This is a genomic window from Vibrio fluminensis (assembly GCF_015278125.1).
In the GTDB taxonomy this organism is placed as follows: Bacteria; Pseudomonadota; Gammaproteobacteria; order Enterobacterales; family Vibrionaceae; genus Vibrio; species Vibrio fluminensis.
In genome coordinates this window covers 34,243-53,518 of the sequence record NZ_JADILO010000015.1, presented here as the reverse complement: position 1 = coordinate 53,518, position 19,276 = coordinate 34,243, and the positions used below count along the sequence as shown (strand labels likewise).

The window sequence follows — 19,276 nt, the reverse complement described above, 5'->3', positions numbered from 1 at the left end:
TTTCGCGTCTCAACTAGTTGTGCTTTTTTTGCACATACTTTCGACTCACATCAACCACAGCTACATCTCTAAAGAAACTTCTTCCTAGCAAAACTGGAAACGACAAATGGGTGCGGTCTGCAAGGGTAAATTCGGTTTTCTCCTTAAGGTCACCAATCTGAATCCAAGCATGTACCACTGCGCGGCGTTGTGAACCTTCTGCACTAGACTGTTTAATCTTAACCCAACGCTCGACAGGTAAAGAAATCTCTTTACTGCTCACTCCGTCGTGTTCCATTTTGAATTTCACCCAATCTTTTCCATCTCGCTCGAAAGGCTTGATGTCAACAGCGCTAATTGAAGACGTAGTGGCGCCAGTATCGACTCGAGCACGGAAAGACTCTTCTAGCCCTGGAATATAAACCCACTCTTTCTCACCAAGAATCAGCTTGCCATCAGAAGTTTTTCTATCTGGTTCAACAACAGGAGGTAACGGCTTTTTGTCAGGTGTAACTTCTGGATCAACTGTAGGTTTCTCTACCGGTTTGCTCGGTGTCTCAACACTCGGCTGCTCAACTGGTGGTTGTTCTGGTTTAACTGGTTGCTCTGGTGTGCTCGTTTGGCTAGCGCAAGCCGCTAACGTAGTAGACAAAATAACCAGACAAGTGGTTTGCCAGTTCTTTCTCATTCAATCCCCCCGAATTGATAATTGAATAGGATAAAAAAGGCTCTTACGAGCCTTTGGTTTATGACACTTTCAAAATCGCATCCGCGACATACGGAATGTCTCTTTCCGTTAAACCCGCGATGTTAATACGACCATCGCCGACGCCGTAAATCCCGAATTCTTCTCGTAAACGTGCCATCTGTTCTTGACTAAAGCCTAGCACAGTAAACATACCTTTGTGCGATTGGATGAAGTCAAACTCAGAGGTATTGTGCGTCGTTCTAAGCTCTTCACAAAGTGAAGCGCGTAATGAAACAAGGCGATTACGCATCGTCTTTAACTCATCACGCCATATTGTGGTTAATTCTGTATCTTGCATGATAGTTTTAACCAATGCCGCACCGTGGTCTGGTGGCATCGTGTATGTCGCACGTGCCATAGTAAGTAACTTACCTTTTGCGTTTAGAGCATCTTGCGCTGAACGACCCAAAACTATCGCGGCACCCGTACGTTCGCGATACAAACCGAAGTTTTTCGAACATGATGTAGTGATCATCATCTCTTCGACACGTTCAGCCATGTAACGTAAGCCAGCTGCATCTTCTTCGATACCATCACCAAAGCCTTGGTAAGCCAGATCAACAAACGGCGTAAAACCCTTCTCTTGAGCTAGTCGAGTCACTTGTTGCCAAGTATCGAAATCAATATCAGCGCCCGTTGGGTTATGGCAGCAGCCATGCAGCAAAACGACATCATCTTTGCCTGCCTGCGAAATTTCTTCTAGCATGCGTGTTTTGTCGACTTGCTTAGTCACCGGACAAAAATAGCTATAATGCTTTACCTTAAGCCCTGCCGCTTCCATAACTGGCTGATGGTTAACATAACTTGGGTTTGACAACCAAACCGTTGTGTTAGGTTGAGCCACTCTAATCAGATCGCCTAGCATGCGTAGTGCGCCACTTGCGCCCGGCGTTTGAATCGCAGATACGCGATCTAAGATTAATGACTGCCCTAACACCAAATCAATCATCGACTGATTAAACTCTTCACAACCAGCAAGCCCAACATATGACTTGGTTTTTTGTGTTGCCACAACTTTTTGTTGTGCAAGGTCAATCGCCTGCATAATCGGGGTTTCGCCCGTACTGCTTTTATACACACCTATACCCAAATCCACTTTTTCTTCGCGCGGATCATTCCTATAAGCGACAGAAAGAGAAAGTATTGGATCAAGTTTTGGTTCAGGTAAATGAGAGAACATGAAAGTCACAACCCTTTGAAATTCATTGTTGATAGTGTTATCCAAATTAACACTAGTTTTTGTAAATATCGACAATTAAACAACTTCTCGATGAAATTTTTCTGTAAGAGCGATTTACTAAACTTATCACTCTATTGAACCCCTTTCATACCAGTTATCAAAGCATCAAGCTTAGGGCTAACATTTTGCTCAAACTACAGGATCAAAAAAGGCAGCCACTGCTGCCTTTGAGTTAGGTTTGTAAATCATACCTTGAAGTAATGAATCACCTGATTTGAACTGCCGCGCCATTCGAGGTTCAAGTCTCGCTTTTCTTGCTCAAACTTACCGTCAACCATCACATCGATGAGTTCAACAATCTCTTTTTGTGCCTCGCTCAACTCACTGAGCATGTAACCAGTCCATAGCCAGATATCTTTGTTAGGACATTCAGCTCGCACGCGTTTTACCAAACGCAGTACATCAGCCACATTCGCGGGATGAAGCGGATCGCCCCCTGACAGCGATAAACCTTTACGTTTGATGCGCGTATCGTTTAGGTCGGCAATGATTTGATCTTCAAGTTGCTGAGTGAACAGATGACCACTGTCTACGCGCCAAGTTGTCTTGTTGTAACAACCGCGACACTTATGTTCGCAGCCAGAAACAAACAGAGTCACGCGAGTACCGGGACCATTTACAACGTCGATTGGGTAGTATTGATGGTAGTTCATAATTCCAAAACGAAAAAACCAGCCCGCCTTAAAGCAGAGCGAGCTGGTGAATGATACTTACAGGTTCAATTATAGGTGCTTAACGCGACGCTTAACTTCTTCTTGCTTACCGAAGTTAAATGGACGAGCGTCTGGGCTACCTAAGTAACCACATACACGGCGGGTTACTGATACTTTGCTTGAATCATGGTTGCCACAGCTTGGGCAAGTAAAGCCTTTGCTCGTACAGTCAAACTCACCAGTGTAACCACACTCATAACACTCATCGATAGGTGTATTGGTGCCGTAGTAAGGTACGCGAGTGTAGCTGTAGTCCCATACGTTTTCCAGAGCTTCAACGTTACGTTGCATGTTCGGGAATTCACCGTAACAGATAAAGCCACCGCTTGAGATGTGTGGGTATGGCATCTCAAAGTCAATCTTATCGTATGGGTTTACCTTCTTCTCAACATCTAAGTGGAAGCTGTTGGTGTAGTAACCTTTGTCGGTCACGCCTTCAATAACACCGAACTCTTTAGTGTCGATACGGCAGAAACGGCTACATAGGTTTTCACTTGGCGTGCCGTATAGGCTGAAGCCGTAACCTGTTTCTTCAGTCCATTGCTCTACGTGTTTCTTCAGGTACTTAACGATGTTAAGTGCTTTTTCACGCAGTTCTTCATTGTCGTATACGTGTTCTGACGTGCCGTATAGTGCGTTAACCATCTCATGGATACCAATGTAACCAAGAGAAATAGACGCGCGACCATTTTTAAAGATATCAGCAATTGAATCGTCTGCTTTTAGACGAACACCACATGCACCTTCCATATATAGAATTGGCGCAACGCGAGCTTTCACGTTTTCTAGACGAGAGATACGTGTTTCTAATGCACGGCGTGCGACGATTAGTTTCTCATCTAGGATTTTGAAGAACTCTTCTTCGCTGCCGTTTGCACGAATTGCGATACGAGGCAGGTTCAAACTTACTACACCAAGGTTATTACGACCTTCATGGATAAGTTCACCGTTTTCTTCGTAAGTGTTTAGGAAACTACGGCAGCCCATTGGGGTTTTGAATGAACCTGTTACTTCTACTACTTTGTCGTAGTTAAGAATATCTGGGTACATACGCTTAGAAGCACACTCTAGCGCAAGCTTCTTAATGTCGTAGTTTGGATCTTGCTCTTTGTGGTTCAGACCATCTTTAATCGCAAATACAAGTTTTGGGAACACCGCTGTTTTACGGTTCTTACCAAGGCCTGCAATACGGTTTTTCAAAATTGACTCTTGAATTAGACGTGATGCCCAACTTGTGCCTAAACCAAAACCAAAGGTCACAAATGGTGTTTGACCATTTGCAGTATGCAAGGTGTTTACTTCATACTCTAAAGATTGGAATGCGTCGTAACACTCTTTCTCTGTGCGAGAGATAGCAAAAGCTTCTGGGTTGTGGATATCCCACTCTTTTGCGATAGAAAGGTGTTTCTCGTAGCTTGCCTGTACATAAGGTTCTAGTACTTCATCAATGCGGTTGATGGTTGTACCACCGTAAATATGGCTTGCTACTTGCGCAATGATCTGTGCTGTTACTGCTGTTGCTGTAGAAATTGACTTTGGTGTATCAATTTCAGCATTACCCATTTTAAAGCCGTGTGTCAGCATGCCTTTAAGATCGATAAGCATACAGTTAAACATCGGGAAGAATGGTGCGTAATCTAGGTCGTGGTAGTGTAAGTCACCTTCATCGTGTGCTTGTACTACGTCACGTGGCAGAATGTGAGTTTTCGCATAGTGTTTAGCCACGATACCTGCAAGCAGGTCACGTTGTGTCGGAATTACTTTACCGTCTTTGTTCGCGTTTTCGTTGATTAGGTCAACGTTGCTCTCTTCGATCAGACCTTCGATTTCACGAGTAAGCGCACTTTGCTTCTCACGAGCGATGTCGCGATCATGACGGTATTCGATGTATGAACGTGCAAGTGACTTATATGGTCCTTGCATAAGCTCATTTTCAACTAGGGTTTGGATTTCGTTAATGTGTACTTCATCGTGATCTTTTAGCTGCAGCTCTACTGCTAATGCCACATTAAGGGCATAAATAGCAATCTCGTTGTTCACGTGCTCTGCTGCTGCTTCCACTGCTGCTTGAATACGATCCCTGCTAAACGGAGCTCTTGAGCCGTCACGCTTGATTACGATTGGTTTCACCTTTTCTCCTTACCCCAGTATATTCACAGAGTTATCCACAAACACACTATATAGGGTTGTTATTTTTTTGACTGACACTAGATGTTGTGGCGTATTAGACTCCAAACCGCACCTTAAAAGTATTGATTTAGATCAATAAAACCAAGTTACAGTACAGAAACGAAACGATCTTATTGGCATGGCTCTCAGATACAAATAAAACAATGAAAATTGCAAAAATTGGCGTTTTAAACTTGATTTTTTGCGAAGGCTTACGAGATAAAGGTTCTACGATGATGATGAAAAACCCGTTGTTTAAATTACATGCAAAACCTCTCATTTTCCTATATATAGTGGCATTGACCGCATTTGAGGCACAAGCAGAACAATCGTTCAAAGTTTCGACGTGGAATATGGAGTGGTTTGTTTCTGAGGGAAATGAACGTTTTGCGCCTTCGTTGCGCAATAGCGATGATTTTTACAAAATGGCGCACTATTTCAATAAGGTCGACACCTCTATCCTCGCGTTCCAAGAAGTTGGGGATGCAGCGGCATTAGAGAAGCTCATTGGCGACAAATATACCCTATATATGTCCGATCGAGCGCTAGCAATGAATAGCCGGCTCCAATATGATGACATCAACCAATATACGGGGTTCGCAGTGCGAAACGATGCAACAGTACAAGATGTCGATGATTTCTCACTACTACCTGCGCAGCGGCATGACAAGCTCCGTTTCGCAAGCTATATCATAGTAAAACCCTCTAGCGACTCCCCCATTCATTTGCTCAACGTTCATTTGAAAGCGCGTTGCAGCGGACGCTATGAAAACAATCGTGCGTGTCAAACCCTTAAACTACAGGGCGAAGCTTTAAATCAATGGATTAGAGAGCGCGAAGCCAATGTTGAGCGCTATATGATCGTGGGCGACTTCAACCACAATCTATCTTTTAACCGAGATTGGTTATGGCAAATATTAAGCAAATCGACAGATGCTGTGTTGGCAACTCGTCATGTAAACGCAGAATGTAAAGTGCGTAGCCGTAAAAATCCGAACCGAACTCATCAGTTCCGTTCATTAATCGACCATGTTGTAACCAGCCGTGATATAAACATTATTAAAATAGAACAGAATCTTTACCAATCGCAAGATGTAATGGACTATCAACTCAGTGACCACTGCCCAATCACGGCAACACTCAAATGAGCCTAACTATTATGCGCTGAATAAAGTCTGTCAGCGCATTTACAGTTTGACTGGAGCCATTATTTTACAGATAACTTAGATAGGTGTGTGTTAGAGAGGTTCAATAATTGAGTTAACAGCGAGCCCAGCAACATGGTAGCAATAAAAATCCAAATCCCGAGATTGCCATAGCTCAGACTCGCTATCGCAGGACCCGGACAAACACCTGCAACTCCCCAACCGACACCAAACAGCGCTGCACCAATAACCAAGCGCTTATCGATAGTGTTGTTGGTTGGTAAGCAATACTCAGCGCCCGACACAGAATGTGCACGTGGTTTTATCAACACAAAATACGCAGGCATAAATACCGCTAGGGCTCCGCCCATCACAAACGCCAAACTCGGGTCCCAATTTCCAGCAACATCAAGAAAGCCAATCACTTTGGCAGGATCAATCATGCCTGATACTGCCATGCCTAAACCAAATAACAGACCACTTAACGCTGCAACAAATAGATTCATAGCATGACTCCTAAATCACATGCAGACGGATAAACACGGTAATGCCCGCCACCAGCATAAATGTAACTGTTGCCACTATAGAACGTTTAGACAAACGCCCAATACCGCAAATACCATGACCGCTCGTACAACCATTGCCAAGCCTTGTACCAACGCCCACCAGTAAACCAGCTACCGCAAACGCAACTAAAGAAATGTTCTGAGTATCGGGAACATTGATAGAGAATAAACGGATAGCACTGCCACCACCGAATACCATGCCAATAACGAAAACCAATCGCCAAGCAACGTCACCTCGCACTCGAGCGAAGAGACCGTTCACTATGCCACTTATACCCGCAACTTTACCGTTAAACAGTAAAAGCAATGTGGCAGAACAGCCGAGTAACATCCCGCCTATCAGTGCATTCCATGGAATGGCATCAATCATAAATCCTCCTTGTTTGCGCAAAATACGCAGTGTAGTGACTTCATCATTACTTCGACTCTCGAATCCGCGAGCGAGTAAAATACCTGCTGAGACGCCTTTCGCGCTTTGATGATGTTGTGTTTACGCAATACGCTTAGATGTTGCGACAATGCGGATTGGCTAAGTGTTGAGTTCGCTTGTAAGGAGCCTACGCCAACTTCACCTTGCGTCAGTTGGCAAATCACCATCAGGCGCTCTGGATGCGCCATTACTTTCAGTAATTCCGCAGCTTGCGCTGCATTTTTTTGCATCTGCATCATGTCAAATTGCGTTTCACTCATTATTCCGTCCCGCTACCATTTTGTTTAGATTCTAACCACAAATTAACATTAGTCAAATCTAATTTAGTAAAATCACATTTAGATTATTTAAAATTAGACATAGCTAATATAGTTCATTATAGTAGCAGTTATTGAATGTTAAGCTTGCAGATCGACTGCACTATCAGCGATTGCAATAAACGCAAATACAAGGAAATCTAGGAGTAACTATGACGAAGATTGTAATTATCGGTGGTGTCGCGGGCGGCGCTTCTGCGGCGGCAAGAGCACGACGTTTAAGCGAAGATGCACAGATCATTATGCTTGAGCGCGGACCATTTGTCTCATTTGCTAACTGCGGATTGCCTTATCATATTGGTGGCGATATTCAAGAACGCAGTAAGTTACTCCTACAAACACCTGAAAGTTTCTTAGCCCGTTTTAATGTCGACGTGCGCGTAATGAACGAAGTTACCGCCATCAATCGCCACGATAAAACCGTGACAGTAAAGAATTTACTTGATGGCAGTGAATACCAACAAGAATATGATTTCTTGCTATTAAGCCCGGGCGCAGCACCTGTTGTCCCACCCATCCCAGGGGTAGACAACCCACTCACCCATTCGCTGCGCAATATTCCAGATATGGATAAAATCATCCAGACCATCAAGATGAATAATGTTGAGCATGCTACGGTTGTCGGTGGCGGTTTTATTGGCTTAGAAATGATGGAAGCGTTCCATCAACTTGGCATCAAAACCACGCTGCTTGAGCTATCTGACCAAGTGATGACTCCCGTTGATCGCGAAATGGCAGGATTTGCCCACGACGAGATCCGTAATCATGGCATTGACCTACGTCTAGGAACCGCGCTTAGCAGTGTGGAGTATATTCCTGAATCGCATGTCGCCAATCAGGATGCCGGTGAAAACAATCAGCACCAACATTTAAACGGACACCTGGTATTAACGCTGAGCAATGACGAGCAGCTAAAAACCGATATATTGATCATGGCGATTGGCGTTCGTCCCGAAACAGGGCTTGCCCAACAAGCAGGTTTACAACTTGGTGCACTGGGAGGCATTTACACCAACGAATATATGCAAACCAGCGATCCTGCTATTTATGCGGTAGGCGATGCCGTTGAGGAAAAAGACTTTGTCACGAGCGAGCAAACTCTTGTTCCACTTGCTGGACCAGCAAACCGCCAAGGTCGTATGGCTGCAGACAACATGCTTGGTCGTCAAGAGACTTACCAAGGTACGCAAGGCACTGCTATATGCAAGATCTTTAATTTAGCCGTAGCATCAACCGGTAAAAATGAGAAACAACTAAAACGTGACAACATCACTTATGAAAAGGTGTATGTGCACACAGCAAGCCATGCGAGTTACTACCCTGGTGCAGAAATCGTTTCGTTCAAAATGCTGTTCGCCCCTAAAACAGGTAAGATTTTAGGCGCTCAAGCTGTGGGTAAAGATGGTGTCGATAAACGTATTGATGTGATGGCCGTTGCCCAACGTGCTGGTATGACAGTTGAACAACTACAGCACCTAGAATTAACTTATGCGCCACCTTACGGAAGTGCAAAAGATGTTATCAACCAAGCGGCATTTGTAGCCAACAACATCATTCAAGGCGACTCAACTCCGATTCATTTTGATCAGATTGATAACCTGTCAGAAGATCAGATACTGCTTGATGTGCGTAATCCGGGCGAACGAGAAAATGGCAATCACTTAAGCGGTGATATCAATATTCCGGTCGATCAACTTCGTCAACGTATAAACGAGTTACCAAAAGACAAAGAAATTGTGATCTACTGTCAGGTTGGTCTGCGCGGTAATGTCGCCTATCGTCAGTTGGTTAACAACGGCTATAGAGCGCGAAACCTAATCGGTGGTTTCAGAACTTACAAGTTTGCTAACGCATAGCAAAAACCAGATGGTTCGATGAGTAAAAGAGGAACACATCTAGTGCACCTCTTTTCTTTTTAAGCAGGACAATGTTCTATTTCCAGAAACGCGATTGCTTGCTCAAATGGAACAGGCTTGCTGATGTAATAACCTTGAATATAACGACAGCCCATTTCACTTAATATCGCTAACTGTTCTTTGGTTTCTACACCTTCAGCAATCACATCTAGCCCTAATTGAGTTGCCAGCAAATTAACGGATTGAACCAGTACTGAGTTGTTTTTATCTGTATCGATGTTACGGATAAATGAACGATCGATCTTGAGGATATCAACCGTATTCTTCATTAAATTTGAAAAAGAAGCGAAGCCGGTACCAAAATCATCTAACGCCAGTTTTAGGCCTTTGCCACGAAGATAGTGCAGCAGTTCTTGCACTTCCGGCTTGTCTTCTAATGGGACGGATTCTGTAATCTCGATAATAATATCAGTCGTGTCCAGACCATACATACGTAACGTATTGAGAATTGAACAATCATCGATATTCTCATCGGTCAGTTCATCAATCGAGCGATTCACTGACACTTTGACATCATTGTGACCTAAACGCTTCAACTGAGTTAAATCTTGGCACACGATGGTAAGAATAAGGTTGCCAAGTTGACTAATGTATCCCAACTCTTCTGCTATCGGAATAAACTCAAAAGGAGAGATTATTTCTCCATTATCTGTCCATCTTGCCAAAGCTTCAAACTTAACCACTTTTTTCAGATCAAAATCGTATATTGGTTGGTACTCTACATGTAACCGCGATTCATCTATCGCCCGCTTCAAACGGATACCTAACTGCTCTTTGCGACCAATATTTTTTTCAAGATAATCAGAGTAACGCACAGTACTGGGAAGGGACTGTGATTTCGCTGAATCGAGAGCATAATAGGCCTTAGCCATAATATGGATCTTATTTTCTGAGGTATCTGGTAACGCATATCCCATGTTAATACTTAGCTTTACGAGCCGACCATCAATATAGAACGCTTTTTCAACTCGACTGCGAATCTCATCAATAACAGCATCAATATCATCTAGGTGCTCGATACGCCAAGACAAGGCAAATTGATCGGCAGCGTAACGACAAACACTTACCGTCCCCCCAAGAAAATTTCGATAAAGCAGCAAGCCCACATAACGGAGCACTTTGTTACCAAAACTTTCACCATACAAATTGTTAATTGTCGAGAAACGATGAATATCTAACAACACCACAATCAAGTCTTTGTGCTGCTCGAAATACTGCATAAACTTGGTGCGCGTTTGTAGCCCCGTAAAGTCTTGCTTGTTTTTATATTTTAACAACTCACTTTCCATCAGCTTTCTATCACTGATGTCATCGAATATACCGATGTAATTCTTAACGATGCCATTTCTATCTTTCACCGCAGAGATAGAGAGTACCTCGGGGTAAACAGCACCAGATTTGGTCTTATTCCACACTTCACCTGACCAATGCCCCGTACGATTGAGTTGATGCCACATCGAGCCATAAAACTTATTATCATGGATATCAGAGCGAAATATGCCCGGTGTATGCCCTTGCGCTTCCTCAAACGTAAAGCCGGTGATTTGCTCAGCCTTGGCATTCATGTGCCGAATTCGGTTTTCCTCGTCGGTGACGATAACGCCGTTATTGGATAGCTCGATAACTTTGGTTGCGATTAAATGGTTATTTTCCAATAGTGAATAATCGCTTATGTTTTTCAAATTGCCTTCAATACTGCGCAACGCTCCTTGTGCGCTATAATGCTTAAAGAACGTTAACTCCAACGCAAGCCCGCATCTAGTCTGATCCTTATCAATGACAACTTTATTTATCGAGCAAGGAGAAAATGCCCCAGAGAGAAACTGCGCGTAACGCTGTGGTGAGTAAAAGACATAATTTGAAAAGAAATCATCAAAGCTCAAATCTACCGAGTCTGATATGTCAAACATCGACTTCAAATTCTTAGAATGACTAAAGCGATCAGTCGCTACGTCCCAATGCCAAGAGCAAGATTCAGTGATCTGCTCGGAGCGTTCAAATTGCGCCAATAACTGGTTTTTTTCGCGAGTTAATCTTTGTTGCACTATTGTCTTGCCAATTAAGAAACCGGCTGTCAGTAACCACGTGTCATCGAATAAGCGATCAGCGAGAGGTTTAGAATAGAGTAGAGCCAAAACCCCAACGATATCGCCATCTTGATTCTGTAAAGGGACGCCAATATAACTTTCTGCGCCTAACTCGACCAAAGCTATATCTTGGGGAAAGTGTTGTTGCACATTATCTGCGTAACGGCAGATTTCTTTGTCATGCAGAACATTAACACAAGGCGTCCCCGCAAGATCATAGGTAAAGTTACCTAACGGTTTGCCATCGTATAAGTAGGCTAATGTACTTGCCTCACTGCGGGCAGCATTAAACTCCGCAATAAAACCGTGCGTAGGTTGGTATAGAGTGTAGATTTCTCTCAGGCAACGCCAATAAAGGTCATCTTCGTCTTTCGCACGAATGACCTCATTAACCAATATGTCCATTAAAAATCCATTCCTTTTGATTCATATAGCTATCAACACAGCGGTCCATGATCGCTCTATCCATCCATGGCGTTGAGCGACTGATAAAGTCACACCATAGATGATGGTAAATAACTAATATTTCCGACAACATTACAAAATTACTTAGATATTAAAGGTGCGTTCATCCGCACTCATCTTTGTTATTCTTATCTATGCTTACTTTATGTTCTTATGAATGATAACTCACTCACAACACATAAGTAGCACTTTAGTATGTTAATATCGATAACAATTCAATTACAAAGTTTATTTTCAAGAAGGGCTACCTGTATCATATTTTTGTTCGTTCGGTAGCCGATTGAAAGGTGGCTCAAGCGAAAGTTGATCTCATGAAGGCAAGTGGTTTAAGCGTCGAAAACAATGACTAACTTAACTGGTCTACAGTTGCTAAACGATAGAGTCATCGAGAATTTCAATGTCTAAAATGGGTATAATTAGGCCGCTAATAGCTAACAAGCCCCCTCGCGCTTCAGCAACAGTACTATCAACCGCCCCTGTTACAAATTGCATTTACTTATTGCCCACCACATAAGCAAAAAACGTGAGCAATATGGCTCACGTTTTTAGTTATAGCATTTGTTTCTTTAGCAATGCGTGTTGTTCTTTTTCGATGAACATCCGCTGCTCTGCGAACAGCCCGCACATGCCCCACCTTTTCGTTTCATTGCAACTATTTTATAGATTGCGCCACCAACGATAGCAACGATACACAGCGAAACAATTAGATTCGTCATGTTATCTCCTTACTGTAGGCTGAGACCCAGTTTCTCTTGCTCTTTAAGTGAGCCTTTTTTGAGTAGTGTAAATAAATAACCAATCAACGCAACGCACACGATAAAACCGAAAATAAAGCCTTCACCTAGCGTACCAGTGGTTGCGAATGTACCCACTTGATAGATAACAAAGGCAGTCACGTAGGCGATGCCTAATTGTAAACTGATACCACCCATTAGCCATTTCTTGTTTTCTAGTTCAGCGTTCATCGCACCAATGGCTGCAAAGCATGGTGGAGTAAACAAGTTAAACACCAAGTAAGCAAGAGCGGCTACAGATGACAAGCCCATCACTGTTGCAACATCAGCACTGCCCGACACAAGCGCTAGTTCTTCGGTATCAATAAAGTTAGTGATGCCGTATACAACCGCTAGCGTACCAACCACGTTCTCTTTAGCGATAAAGCCTGTAATTGCAGCAGCTGCCAATTGCCATACACCAAAACCTAGTGGGATAAGCAAGAAGGCAAATGGTGAAGCTAGACCAGCAAGAATACTCGTGTTCTCAGCACCTTCTGGAACAATCTCGAATCCCCATGTGAATGTCTGCATAATTTGGACCGCAGCATTACACAATAGAATGATGGTACCGGCTTTTATTACGAACGCTTTCGCGCGAGACAGAGTCGAGCTAATCGCGAGCTTCAAGCTTGGTACACGATATTCAGGCATCTCTAAAATAAAAAATGAACGCGTACTTTTCTCACCGGTAATTCGAACAATCAGCATAGCACCAAGAATGATAAGACCGATACCTGCGAAGTACATGCTAGTCCCTACCCACGCAGAATCTTGGAAGAAAACACCAGCAAACAAAGCAATGACCGGCAACTTCGCACCACAAGGCATAAATGGCGTCAGCATTGCAGTTGTACGGCGCTGTCTTTCATTTTGAATTGTGCGAGTTGCCATGATGCCTGGTATCGCACAACCGGTACCAATAATCATTGGGATAATAGACTTACCAGAAAGACCCACTTTCTTGAAGAATCTATCCATAATGATTGCGACACGTGCCATGTAACCGCTGTCTTCAAGCAATGCCAACATGAAGAACAAAACCATGATTAAAGGTAGGAAACCCACAACCGCACCCACACCACCGATAATACCATCAAGCAGTAGCGCACTAAGCAGTGGAGATACATCATCTCCCATCATTCCTTCTACCATTCCGTAGAAGCCATCAATCCAACCAACTAAAGTATCGGCAAAAAGCGGACCTACGTGCGTTTGAGAAATGGAGAACACACACCACATGATCACAGCAAATATTGGCAACCCAAGCCACTTATGCGCCAAAACTTTATCCACTTTGTCGTGAATCGTTGGTTCTGAGCTGCTTACCTGACGAGTTTCTACTTCAGCAACAAGTTGCTTAACAAAACTAAAACGCTTAGCGTCAAACGCTTGTACTTCTTCCGCTTGTTGGATCTCTGAATATTCTTGAGTAAAAGGGGCAACTTGCTGCTGCTCTTTATTTGCAACAACTTTACTCACCAATTCTGTTAAGCCGGCCACCGAGTTATCTGCCGCAACCGTTTCAACGACTGGACAGCCTAGTTGTTGACTAAGTTGAGTTACATCAATCGTAAGCTTTCTACTTTTGTTTAAATCACTCTTATTCAACGCGACAACAACTGGAATACCTAACTCTAAAAGTTGTGTAGTGAAAAATAGGCTTCGGTTTAGGTTAGTTGCGTCAACGACATTGAGGATTACGTCTGGATTCTCACTCTTAATAAAATCGCGAGTAATACTCTCTTCTAACGTAAATGGAGACATTGAATATGCTCCAGGTAGATCAACGATTGTTGCTTCGCCATTCGCAATCGCTAATTCCTTACGCAAAGGGGCCTCTTTTTTGCTGATTGTCACACCAGCCCAGTTACCCACTTTTTCTAATCTGCCAGTTAACGCATTAAATAGTGTTGTTTTACCACTATTTGGGTTACCTGCTAATGAAATTTTCAATGCTCTATCTCCATGAATTTTAACTTACAACAAGAAATAGACTTGGCTAACCTATAAAACCTCAAACAATGTCTGTTCTAGTCAGAGGCCAAAATGCTTATAACCAAAAGAATGAATATCTCTCGTTGTCTATGCGCGTAATTTTCGTTTCAAAAAAACGCTTATGAATCTTCAAAATCTATCTAGTTTAAAATTACTGTCTTAGCCAAATCAGAATCAATACTATAACGAGCATCTTTTACTGATATAACATAAGTATCTGAAAGCACTGAAACAATGGTTATGCTTTCTCCAGCAAAACAACCTAACGTATTTAAAAAATACGCCATTTCCTTGTCGTCTTGAACAATGCTTTTTATCGTATATTCTTTATTTAACTCAGCGCCTGCTAAGGTATTACAGTTCACTTTTTGAGTTTTATTTTTTTTACTAAACCAAAACATACATTCTTCCTAAAATAGACGAGGCTTTTTTCTGTAACTTACATTTGATAATAAAAGCTCAAATTATAATCATTCCCAATTGTACTGATACTTGTAGGGCTTCGGAGTGTAACTTTATGCTGATTGCATACTGCATAACCTCTGACATGAATGCATCAATGTCTCGAAGAATTTACACACAAATGAGAATCATTGTTATTACAGCATATTGTCCAATAAGAGAAAGGAGAAAAACTTGAGCGAAATCAATTCTCGATGAGATTAAGTAAGAAAGCAGAAGAATGTGCGTCAAACATCATCGCCTTGATAAACCATATAGTGCATATAGGAATAAAGAAGCGAAAGCTCATTACATTCGCAACTAAAAAAACATCATTGCTAAAACTCGTTTACCATCAAAACGAACATCGAATAAAGTAAATCTAAGTTTTATTTATAAATTTGAATGGTATATAGAGAGCTGATGAGGCAATAAACCGCATTTATCGTACAATTGCCCTCTCATTAATTGAGCCCCAACAATTGCAGGACTAAAGATTTAGATGAGCTTGAGATTCCCTGATCTTGAGCTTCATTAAATCATGAAGGTATCCGATCAACTTTTCATCTGATGCATGGATTTTTACATCTGGCGGTAATCCGTTTTCGTTTATCGGACCATGTTCGTACCATACCCTCTTTTGAGAAGGTATGTGCGCTGTATACAAATCAAGAATGGGATAAGAAATGGGTTCTGCGTAATCGAGATTTCCGAATGTTGCCCCACCAAAGGTTTTCACCTTATCGTTTTTTTTCGCTGCAATTAGGAACTCTTCTGCGGCAAAAGCGACGGTTTCATCTTGAATTATATAGATTGCTTCGAGATTTTTAAGCGCGATTTCTCCACTCGGCCTAGACCAAGAGTATTCTAACCAAGTGTTTGGAAATTGGTTCATATCTGCCACAAGGTTCGCTAGAGCAGAATACATTGTAGGATCATCGCTCCTACGCATCTTACTAAGGTTTTGGTCGTAATAATTGGTGTTATTCTCAGATGACAAAACATGCCAAATGGACTGATAATCTTTGATATCAATTATTTCTAGGGCTGAATACATGGTTGGAAATGTACCATAATCATTTCCTCTTAAGTCGACAATTAGCCCTTTAGCACGCATTAATTGAGAATAATTACTCTCGATTAAGGCCTCTATCTTCATTTTAAGGTTGGCATCGAAGGAAGATAATTTAAACAAGGCGACATCTTCAGAAATCCAACGCAACTGCACCCGTTGGTCTGCGTTTTCTAGACCATCATTAGTAGAAGGGTTAGATGAATGTTTTGGTGAAAACGTCACGCTTAACTGTGGGTCCGAAAAACCATCAAGCCACTGAGCTAAAAAGTCCAAACACTCAACATGTGTTTTATGAATTATACGTTCGCGTAGTTGGTTCTCAGCCAACTCCAAACTATCTCGGTTGTTGTCGACATAGCCTGCATAGTTTTCCTCTACTTCGTTTGTGAGAGTCTGTAGTGCAAGATCACAGGAAACATGCGCTGAAAAAGCGTAAAAAGGGGTAAGTGCGAAACTGAAACACACTATTTTAAAAACCTTAGACATTTTTCTCCTAATTCAATATCAGATCTCTACGCCGAGAAATAGCCAAATCAGAGCAGAAAGACTCACTTTACCTCAGTATTCAGGGCGAAACTTGTTCCACTAAATCCTCTCACCCGCAGACCACGCCATAAATCGCCTCACAGATCACTATTCATGACGCACATAAATCAGTTCTTGAGTGTTAAACCCCCGCGAGGCGGCTTGTTCGACAAATTGGTCTATGAGGGATTGTTCAACCTTTGGTGTTCGAGCAAGCAGCCACAAATAGTCGAGTGTTGGCCCCGATACAAACGCGTATTGATAATCTTGTTTATCCAAACCAAAAATGACATAAGAACCATAAAATGGTCCAAAAAAAGAAACCTGTAGGTATCCACTGTCACTATGATTAACGAAAAATGCTTTGCCATTCGCTTGTCGCCATTCGCCTGATTCCGGATCATAGCCGCGATTGACAACCGCTAACCCATCATTTTCTTTCGCAATATACTCAGCGGTTACGTTCTCTAAACCTTCTTCAAAGGAATGATTAAGGCGAGCGATTTCATACCATTTTCCCGTATAGCGATCCACGTTAAAGCCATCAACGGGCTTTACCGTATCCGGCATTCCCAAGCACCCGGTAAGGGTTAACAACGCAGAGACAAAACAAATCCATTTCATTACTCGACTCCATTAGCTCAATAATTCCCGACATAAAGGCATCTGTAACAAATAGTCTCTTGAAACAAATTACGGAACTGAACCTTGATAAAGATAACTTTAAACTGTTCCAAACTAACTACAGGGATAGTTTTGTGTTTTTTGAGTGGTAATTGAGATCTAGTTATCAGAGATAGCGGTAAAGTGGATTAGAGATAATACAAAAAGAGGAGCCACTGGCCCCTCTCGTATACTTATACCATCATTATTACTCGACAGTTTCTGTTACTTTGTCTTCAACGGGTAGTACTTGCTTCACATAGCGACCTGGCGCTGGAGATAATATCGGGTAATTTTCATTACCTTGCGTAAACGGCTCAACTTGTTCAGGAGGATTTGAACCAATTAGCCATTGATGCCAATGCGCCCACCATGACCCCTCATTGTGACGTGCTGAGTTAATCCAATCTTCAGCTGAATCCTCAAGGTTATCATTAACCCAGTAGCCATACTTATTCTTACTAGGATGGTTAACAATCCCCGCAATATGACCAGACTCACCTAAAACGAACGTCTTATTACCTCCGACTTTCAACGCACCTCTGTAAGTACCTTGCCAGAGAGCAATATGATCCTCTTTGGTAGAAATGAAATAGCTTGGAATCTTGATCTTATCGAGGTCAATCCAGACTCCACCAATCTTCACCCCTTTTTCCTCTACAAGCTTATTCTCCAAGTAGAGTTCGCGCAGCATGAAATTATGAGTGGGTGCTGTCACATTTGTACTATCGCTATTCCAATACAGCAGGTCAAAGTCAACTGGGCTCTGACCTTTCAGATAGTTGTCTACATAGTAATTCCAGTACAGGCTATTTTCTCTTAAAAGACTGAATGTAACGCTTAGTGAGCGTCCATCCATATAGCCTTTTGAGTTGTTTTGCATTTCAATGGCATTAATAATTGGCTCATTGATGTATGCACCGACTTCACCTGGTTGTGAAAAGTCGAGTAAGGTCGTAAAGAAGGTTGCACTTTTGATGCGCTTCTTCATGCGCTTAGCGGCGTAATAGGCTACCGTTGAGGCCAAAATAGTACCGCCAATGCAATAGCCAGCGGCATTAATTTGCGATTGTCCCGTAATATCCTCTATCGCAGTAACCGCTTTGACGACACCTTCTGTCACGTAGTCACCAAATTCAACTTGACGCTGTTCTGAGCCAGGATTGCGCCAAGAGATCATAAATACACTATGACCTTGCTCTAGCAACCAGCGCACCATTGAGTTCTTCTCTCGAAGATCAAGGATATAGTACTTATTGACAAAAGGCGGAACGATGAGCAGCGGAGTTTGGTGAACCTTTTCAGTTAACGGACGATATTGAATTAACTCGAACAATTCGTTTTCAAAAACCACATCACCTGGCGTGTTAGCGACATCTTCACCGACGCGGAACGCATTGTTATTCGTCATCCGCACTTTGAGAATATCAGAACTCGCATCTAGATCTTGCTTAAGTTGATCTAAGCCCGCAAGTAAGTTTTCGCCATTACGTTCAATAGTTAACTTGAGCAACTCTGGGTTCGTTGCAATAAAGTTACTTGGTGACATGGCGTTGATTGCTTGGCGAGAAAAGAATGCCAAACGTTCTTTGGCCTTTTCATCAACACCTTCAATGCTATTGATCGTGTCTAGATAAGTTTTACCAAACAGCAAATAAGACTGCTTAATAAAATTAAATACCAGTTCATTACGCCAGCTTTCGTTGTTAAAGCGTTTGTCACCACTTTCCGCACTGACAATACATTCGGGGTTACCAGCCAGAATAACGTTTTGCCAGATGTCCAATTGCTGCTTCCACCACTGAGCTTGGACTTCCATTAGCGCTGCGGGTTGGTTAGCTGCTTTCTCAAACAGCAATGCAGTGTCTTCCAAATTGACCTCTTGCATTGCCTTGTTCAATGGAGTGTTGACGGATGCCCTGTTGAGTTCTAAATCTTCCCACCACTTTTGATTGGTATCTTGGAGCTTAACAAGGTAATCCGAAAAGAAGTGTTGAAACATAAGTTACTCCTTAGATCGGAAAAA

Annotated in this window: 17 protein-coding genes; 2 read left to right on the top strand and 15 right to left on the bottom strand. The window is 42.5% G+C overall.

Features of this window, described 5'->3' with window-relative positions:
* Positions 1–13: 13 nt before the first annotated feature.
* From IRQ95_RS12050 to nrdD, 4 genes are all read right to left on the bottom strand, one after another.
* The gene (locus tag IRQ95_RS12050; RefSeq protein WP_194437163.1) at positions 14–667 is read right to left on the bottom strand and encodes a putative ATP-dependent zinc protease; all 654 of its coding nucleotides are present in this window, start codon (positions 665–667) and stop codon (positions 14–16) included.
* 58 nt (positions 668–725) lie between these two features.
* The gene (locus tag IRQ95_RS12045; protein WP_194437162.1) at positions 726–1,907 is read right to left on the bottom strand and encodes an amino acid aminotransferase; all 1,182 of its coding nucleotides are present in this window, start codon (positions 1,905–1,907) and stop codon (positions 726–728) included.
* A 245-nt stretch (positions 1,908–2,152) separates the two neighbouring features.
* On the bottom strand, positions 2,153–2,620 hold the full coding sequence (gene nrdG, locus IRQ95_RS12040) for an anaerobic ribonucleoside-triphosphate reductase-activating protein (protein ID WP_194437161.1): 468 nt from the start codon (positions 2,618–2,620) through the stop codon (positions 2,153–2,155).
* 69 nt (positions 2,621–2,689) lie between these two features.
* Positions 2,690–4,810 (bottom strand): anaerobic ribonucleoside-triphosphate reductase, encoded by a 2,121-nt coding sequence (nrdD, locus tag IRQ95_RS12035; protein WP_194437160.1) that lies wholly within the window; start codon positions 4,808–4,810, stop codon positions 2,690–2,692.
* A 272-nt stretch (positions 4,811–5,082) separates the two neighbouring features.
* On the opposite strand from nrdD, the gene IRQ95_RS12030 reads away from it, so the two are divergent.
* Entirely contained in the window at positions 5,083–5,997 is a 915-nt protein-coding gene (locus IRQ95_RS12030) for an endonuclease/exonuclease/phosphatase family protein (RefSeq protein WP_228481387.1), read from the top strand.
* A gap of 59 nt (positions 5,998–6,056) precedes the next feature.
* On the opposite strand, the gene IRQ95_RS12025 is transcribed toward IRQ95_RS12030, so the two are convergent.
* Genes IRQ95_RS12025 through IRQ95_RS12015 form a run of 3 tightly spaced genes read right to left on the bottom strand, consistent with a single transcriptional unit; the run spans position 6,057 to position 7,250 of the window.
* The gene (locus tag IRQ95_RS12025; RefSeq protein WP_194437159.1) at positions 6,057–6,500 is read right to left on the bottom strand and encodes a YeeE/YedE family protein; all 444 of its coding nucleotides are present in this window, start codon (positions 6,498–6,500) and stop codon (positions 6,057–6,059) included.
* 10 nt (positions 6,501–6,510) lie between these two features.
* Entirely contained in the window at positions 6,511–6,930 is a 420-nt protein-coding gene (locus IRQ95_RS12020; RefSeq protein WP_123783185.1) for a YeeE/YedE family protein, read from the bottom strand.
* Complete coding sequence (locus tag IRQ95_RS12015) at positions 6,927–7,250, bottom strand: ArsR/SmtB family transcription factor (RefSeq protein ID WP_194437158.1); 324 nt, start codon at positions 7,248–7,250, stop codon at positions 6,927–6,929. The genes IRQ95_RS12020 and IRQ95_RS12015 overlap by 4 nt, the downstream gene beginning before the upstream one ends.
* Before the next feature lie 209 nt (positions 7,251–7,459).
* Between IRQ95_RS12015 and IRQ95_RS12010 the strand changes: the two genes are divergently transcribed.
* Positions 7,460–9,163 (top strand): FAD-dependent oxidoreductase, encoded by a 1,704-nt coding sequence (locus tag IRQ95_RS12010; RefSeq protein ID WP_194437157.1) that lies wholly within the window; start codon positions 7,460–7,462, stop codon positions 9,161–9,163.
* A 59-nt stretch (positions 9,164–9,222) separates the two neighbouring features.
* Here the strand turns inward: IRQ95_RS12010 and IRQ95_RS12005 are convergent, their stop codons facing one another.
* The 8 genes from IRQ95_RS12005 to phaC all read right to left on the bottom strand — a co-directional run bounded on the left by IRQ95_RS12005 (position 9,223) and on the right by phaC (position 19,252).
* Positions 9,223–11,715, bottom strand: a complete 2,493-nt coding sequence (locus IRQ95_RS12005) for a sensor domain-containing phosphodiesterase (protein ID WP_194437156.1) — start codon at positions 11,713–11,715, stop codon at positions 9,223–9,225.
* Positions 11,699–11,848 (bottom strand): hypothetical protein, encoded by a 150-nt coding sequence (locus IRQ95_RS12000; RefSeq protein WP_194437155.1) that lies wholly within the window; start codon positions 11,846–11,848, stop codon positions 11,699–11,701. The genes IRQ95_RS12005 and IRQ95_RS12000 overlap by 17 nt, the downstream gene beginning before the upstream one ends.
* Before the next feature lie 493 nt (positions 11,849–12,341).
* The gene (locus IRQ95_RS11995; protein ID WP_194437154.1) at positions 12,342–12,491 is read right to left on the bottom strand and encodes a FeoB-associated Cys-rich membrane protein; all 150 of its coding nucleotides are present in this window, start codon (positions 12,489–12,491) and stop codon (positions 12,342–12,344) included.
* A 9-nt stretch (positions 12,492–12,500) separates the two neighbouring features.
* Entirely contained in the window at positions 12,501–14,504 is a 2,004-nt protein-coding gene (gene feoB / locus IRQ95_RS11990) for a ferrous iron transport protein B (protein WP_194437153.1), read from the bottom strand.
* A 182-nt stretch (positions 14,505–14,686) separates the two neighbouring features.
* Positions 14,687–14,947 carry a FeoA family protein gene (locus IRQ95_RS11985; protein WP_194437152.1) on the bottom strand — a complete coding sequence of 87 codons (261 nt, stop codon included), beginning with the start codon at positions 14,945–14,947 and terminating at the stop codon, positions 14,687–14,689.
* Between the two features lie 530 nt (positions 14,948–15,477).
* Positions 15,478–16,548, bottom strand: a complete 1,071-nt coding sequence (locus IRQ95_RS11980; protein WP_194437151.1) for a S41 family peptidase — start codon at positions 16,546–16,548, stop codon at positions 15,478–15,480.
* A gap of 147 nt (positions 16,549–16,695) precedes the next feature.
* The gene (locus IRQ95_RS11975; RefSeq protein WP_194437150.1) at positions 16,696–17,211 is read right to left on the bottom strand and encodes a lipocalin family protein; all 516 of its coding nucleotides are present in this window, start codon (positions 17,209–17,211) and stop codon (positions 16,696–16,698) included.
* A 247-nt stretch (positions 17,212–17,458) separates the two neighbouring features.
* Positions 17,459–19,252, bottom strand: a complete 1,794-nt coding sequence (gene phaC, locus IRQ95_RS11970) for a class I poly(R)-hydroxyalkanoic acid synthase (RefSeq protein WP_194437149.1) — start codon at positions 19,250–19,252, stop codon at positions 17,459–17,461.
* Positions 19,253–19,276: the final 24 nt, after the last annotated feature.

Coding starts and splice junctions, on each gene's coding strand:
- IRQ95_RS12050 (WP_194437163.1), bottom strand. CDS start 667: ATGAGAAAGAACTGGCAAACCACTTGTCTGGTTATTTTGTCTACTACG.
- IRQ95_RS12045 (WP_194437162.1), bottom strand. CDS start 1,907: ATGTTCTCTCATTTACCTGAACCAAAACTTGATCCAATACTTTCTCTT.
- nrdG (WP_194437161.1), bottom strand. CDS start 2,620: ATGAACTACCATCAATACTACCCAATCGACGTTGTAAATGGTCCCGGT.
- IRQ95_RS12030 (WP_228481387.1), top strand. CDS start 5,083: ATGATGATGAAAAACCCGTTGTTTAAATTACATGCAAAACCTCTCATT.
- IRQ95_RS12025 (WP_194437159.1), bottom strand. CDS start 6,500: ATGAATCTATTTGTTGCAGCGTTAAGTGGTCTGTTATTTGGTTTAGGC.
- IRQ95_RS12020 (WP_123783185.1), bottom strand. CDS start 6,930: ATGATTGATGCCATTCCATGGAATGCACTGATAGGCGGGATGTTACTC.
- IRQ95_RS12015 (WP_194437158.1), bottom strand. CDS start 7,250: ATGAGTGAAACGCAATTTGACATGATGCAGATGCAAAAAAATGCAGCG.
- IRQ95_RS12010 (WP_194437157.1), top strand. CDS start 7,460: ATGACGAAGATTGTAATTATCGGTGGTGTCGCGGGCGGCGCTTCTGCG.
- IRQ95_RS12005 (WP_194437156.1), bottom strand. CDS start 11,715: ATGGACATATTGGTTAATGAGGTCATTCGTGCGAAAGACGAAGATGAC.
- IRQ95_RS12000 (WP_194437155.1), bottom strand. CDS start 11,848: ATGTTGTCGGAAATATTAGTTATTTACCATCATCTATGGTGTGACTTT.
- IRQ95_RS11995 (WP_194437154.1), bottom strand. CDS start 12,491: ATGACGAATCTAATTGTTTCGCTGTGTATCGTTGCTATCGTTGGTGGC.
- IRQ95_RS11985 (WP_194437152.1), bottom strand. CDS start 14,947: ATGTTTTGGTTTAGTAAAAAAAATAAAACTCAAAAAGTGAACTGTAAT.
- IRQ95_RS11980 (WP_194437151.1), bottom strand. CDS start 16,548: ATGTCTAAGGTTTTTAAAATAGTGTGTTTCAGTTTCGCACTTACCCCT.
- IRQ95_RS11975 (WP_194437150.1), bottom strand. CDS start 17,211: ATGAAATGGATTTGTTTTGTCTCTGCGTTGTTAACCCTTACCGGGTGC.
- phaC (WP_194437149.1), bottom strand. CDS start 19,252: ATGTTTCAACACTTCTTTTCGGATTACCTTGTTAAGCTCCAAGATACC.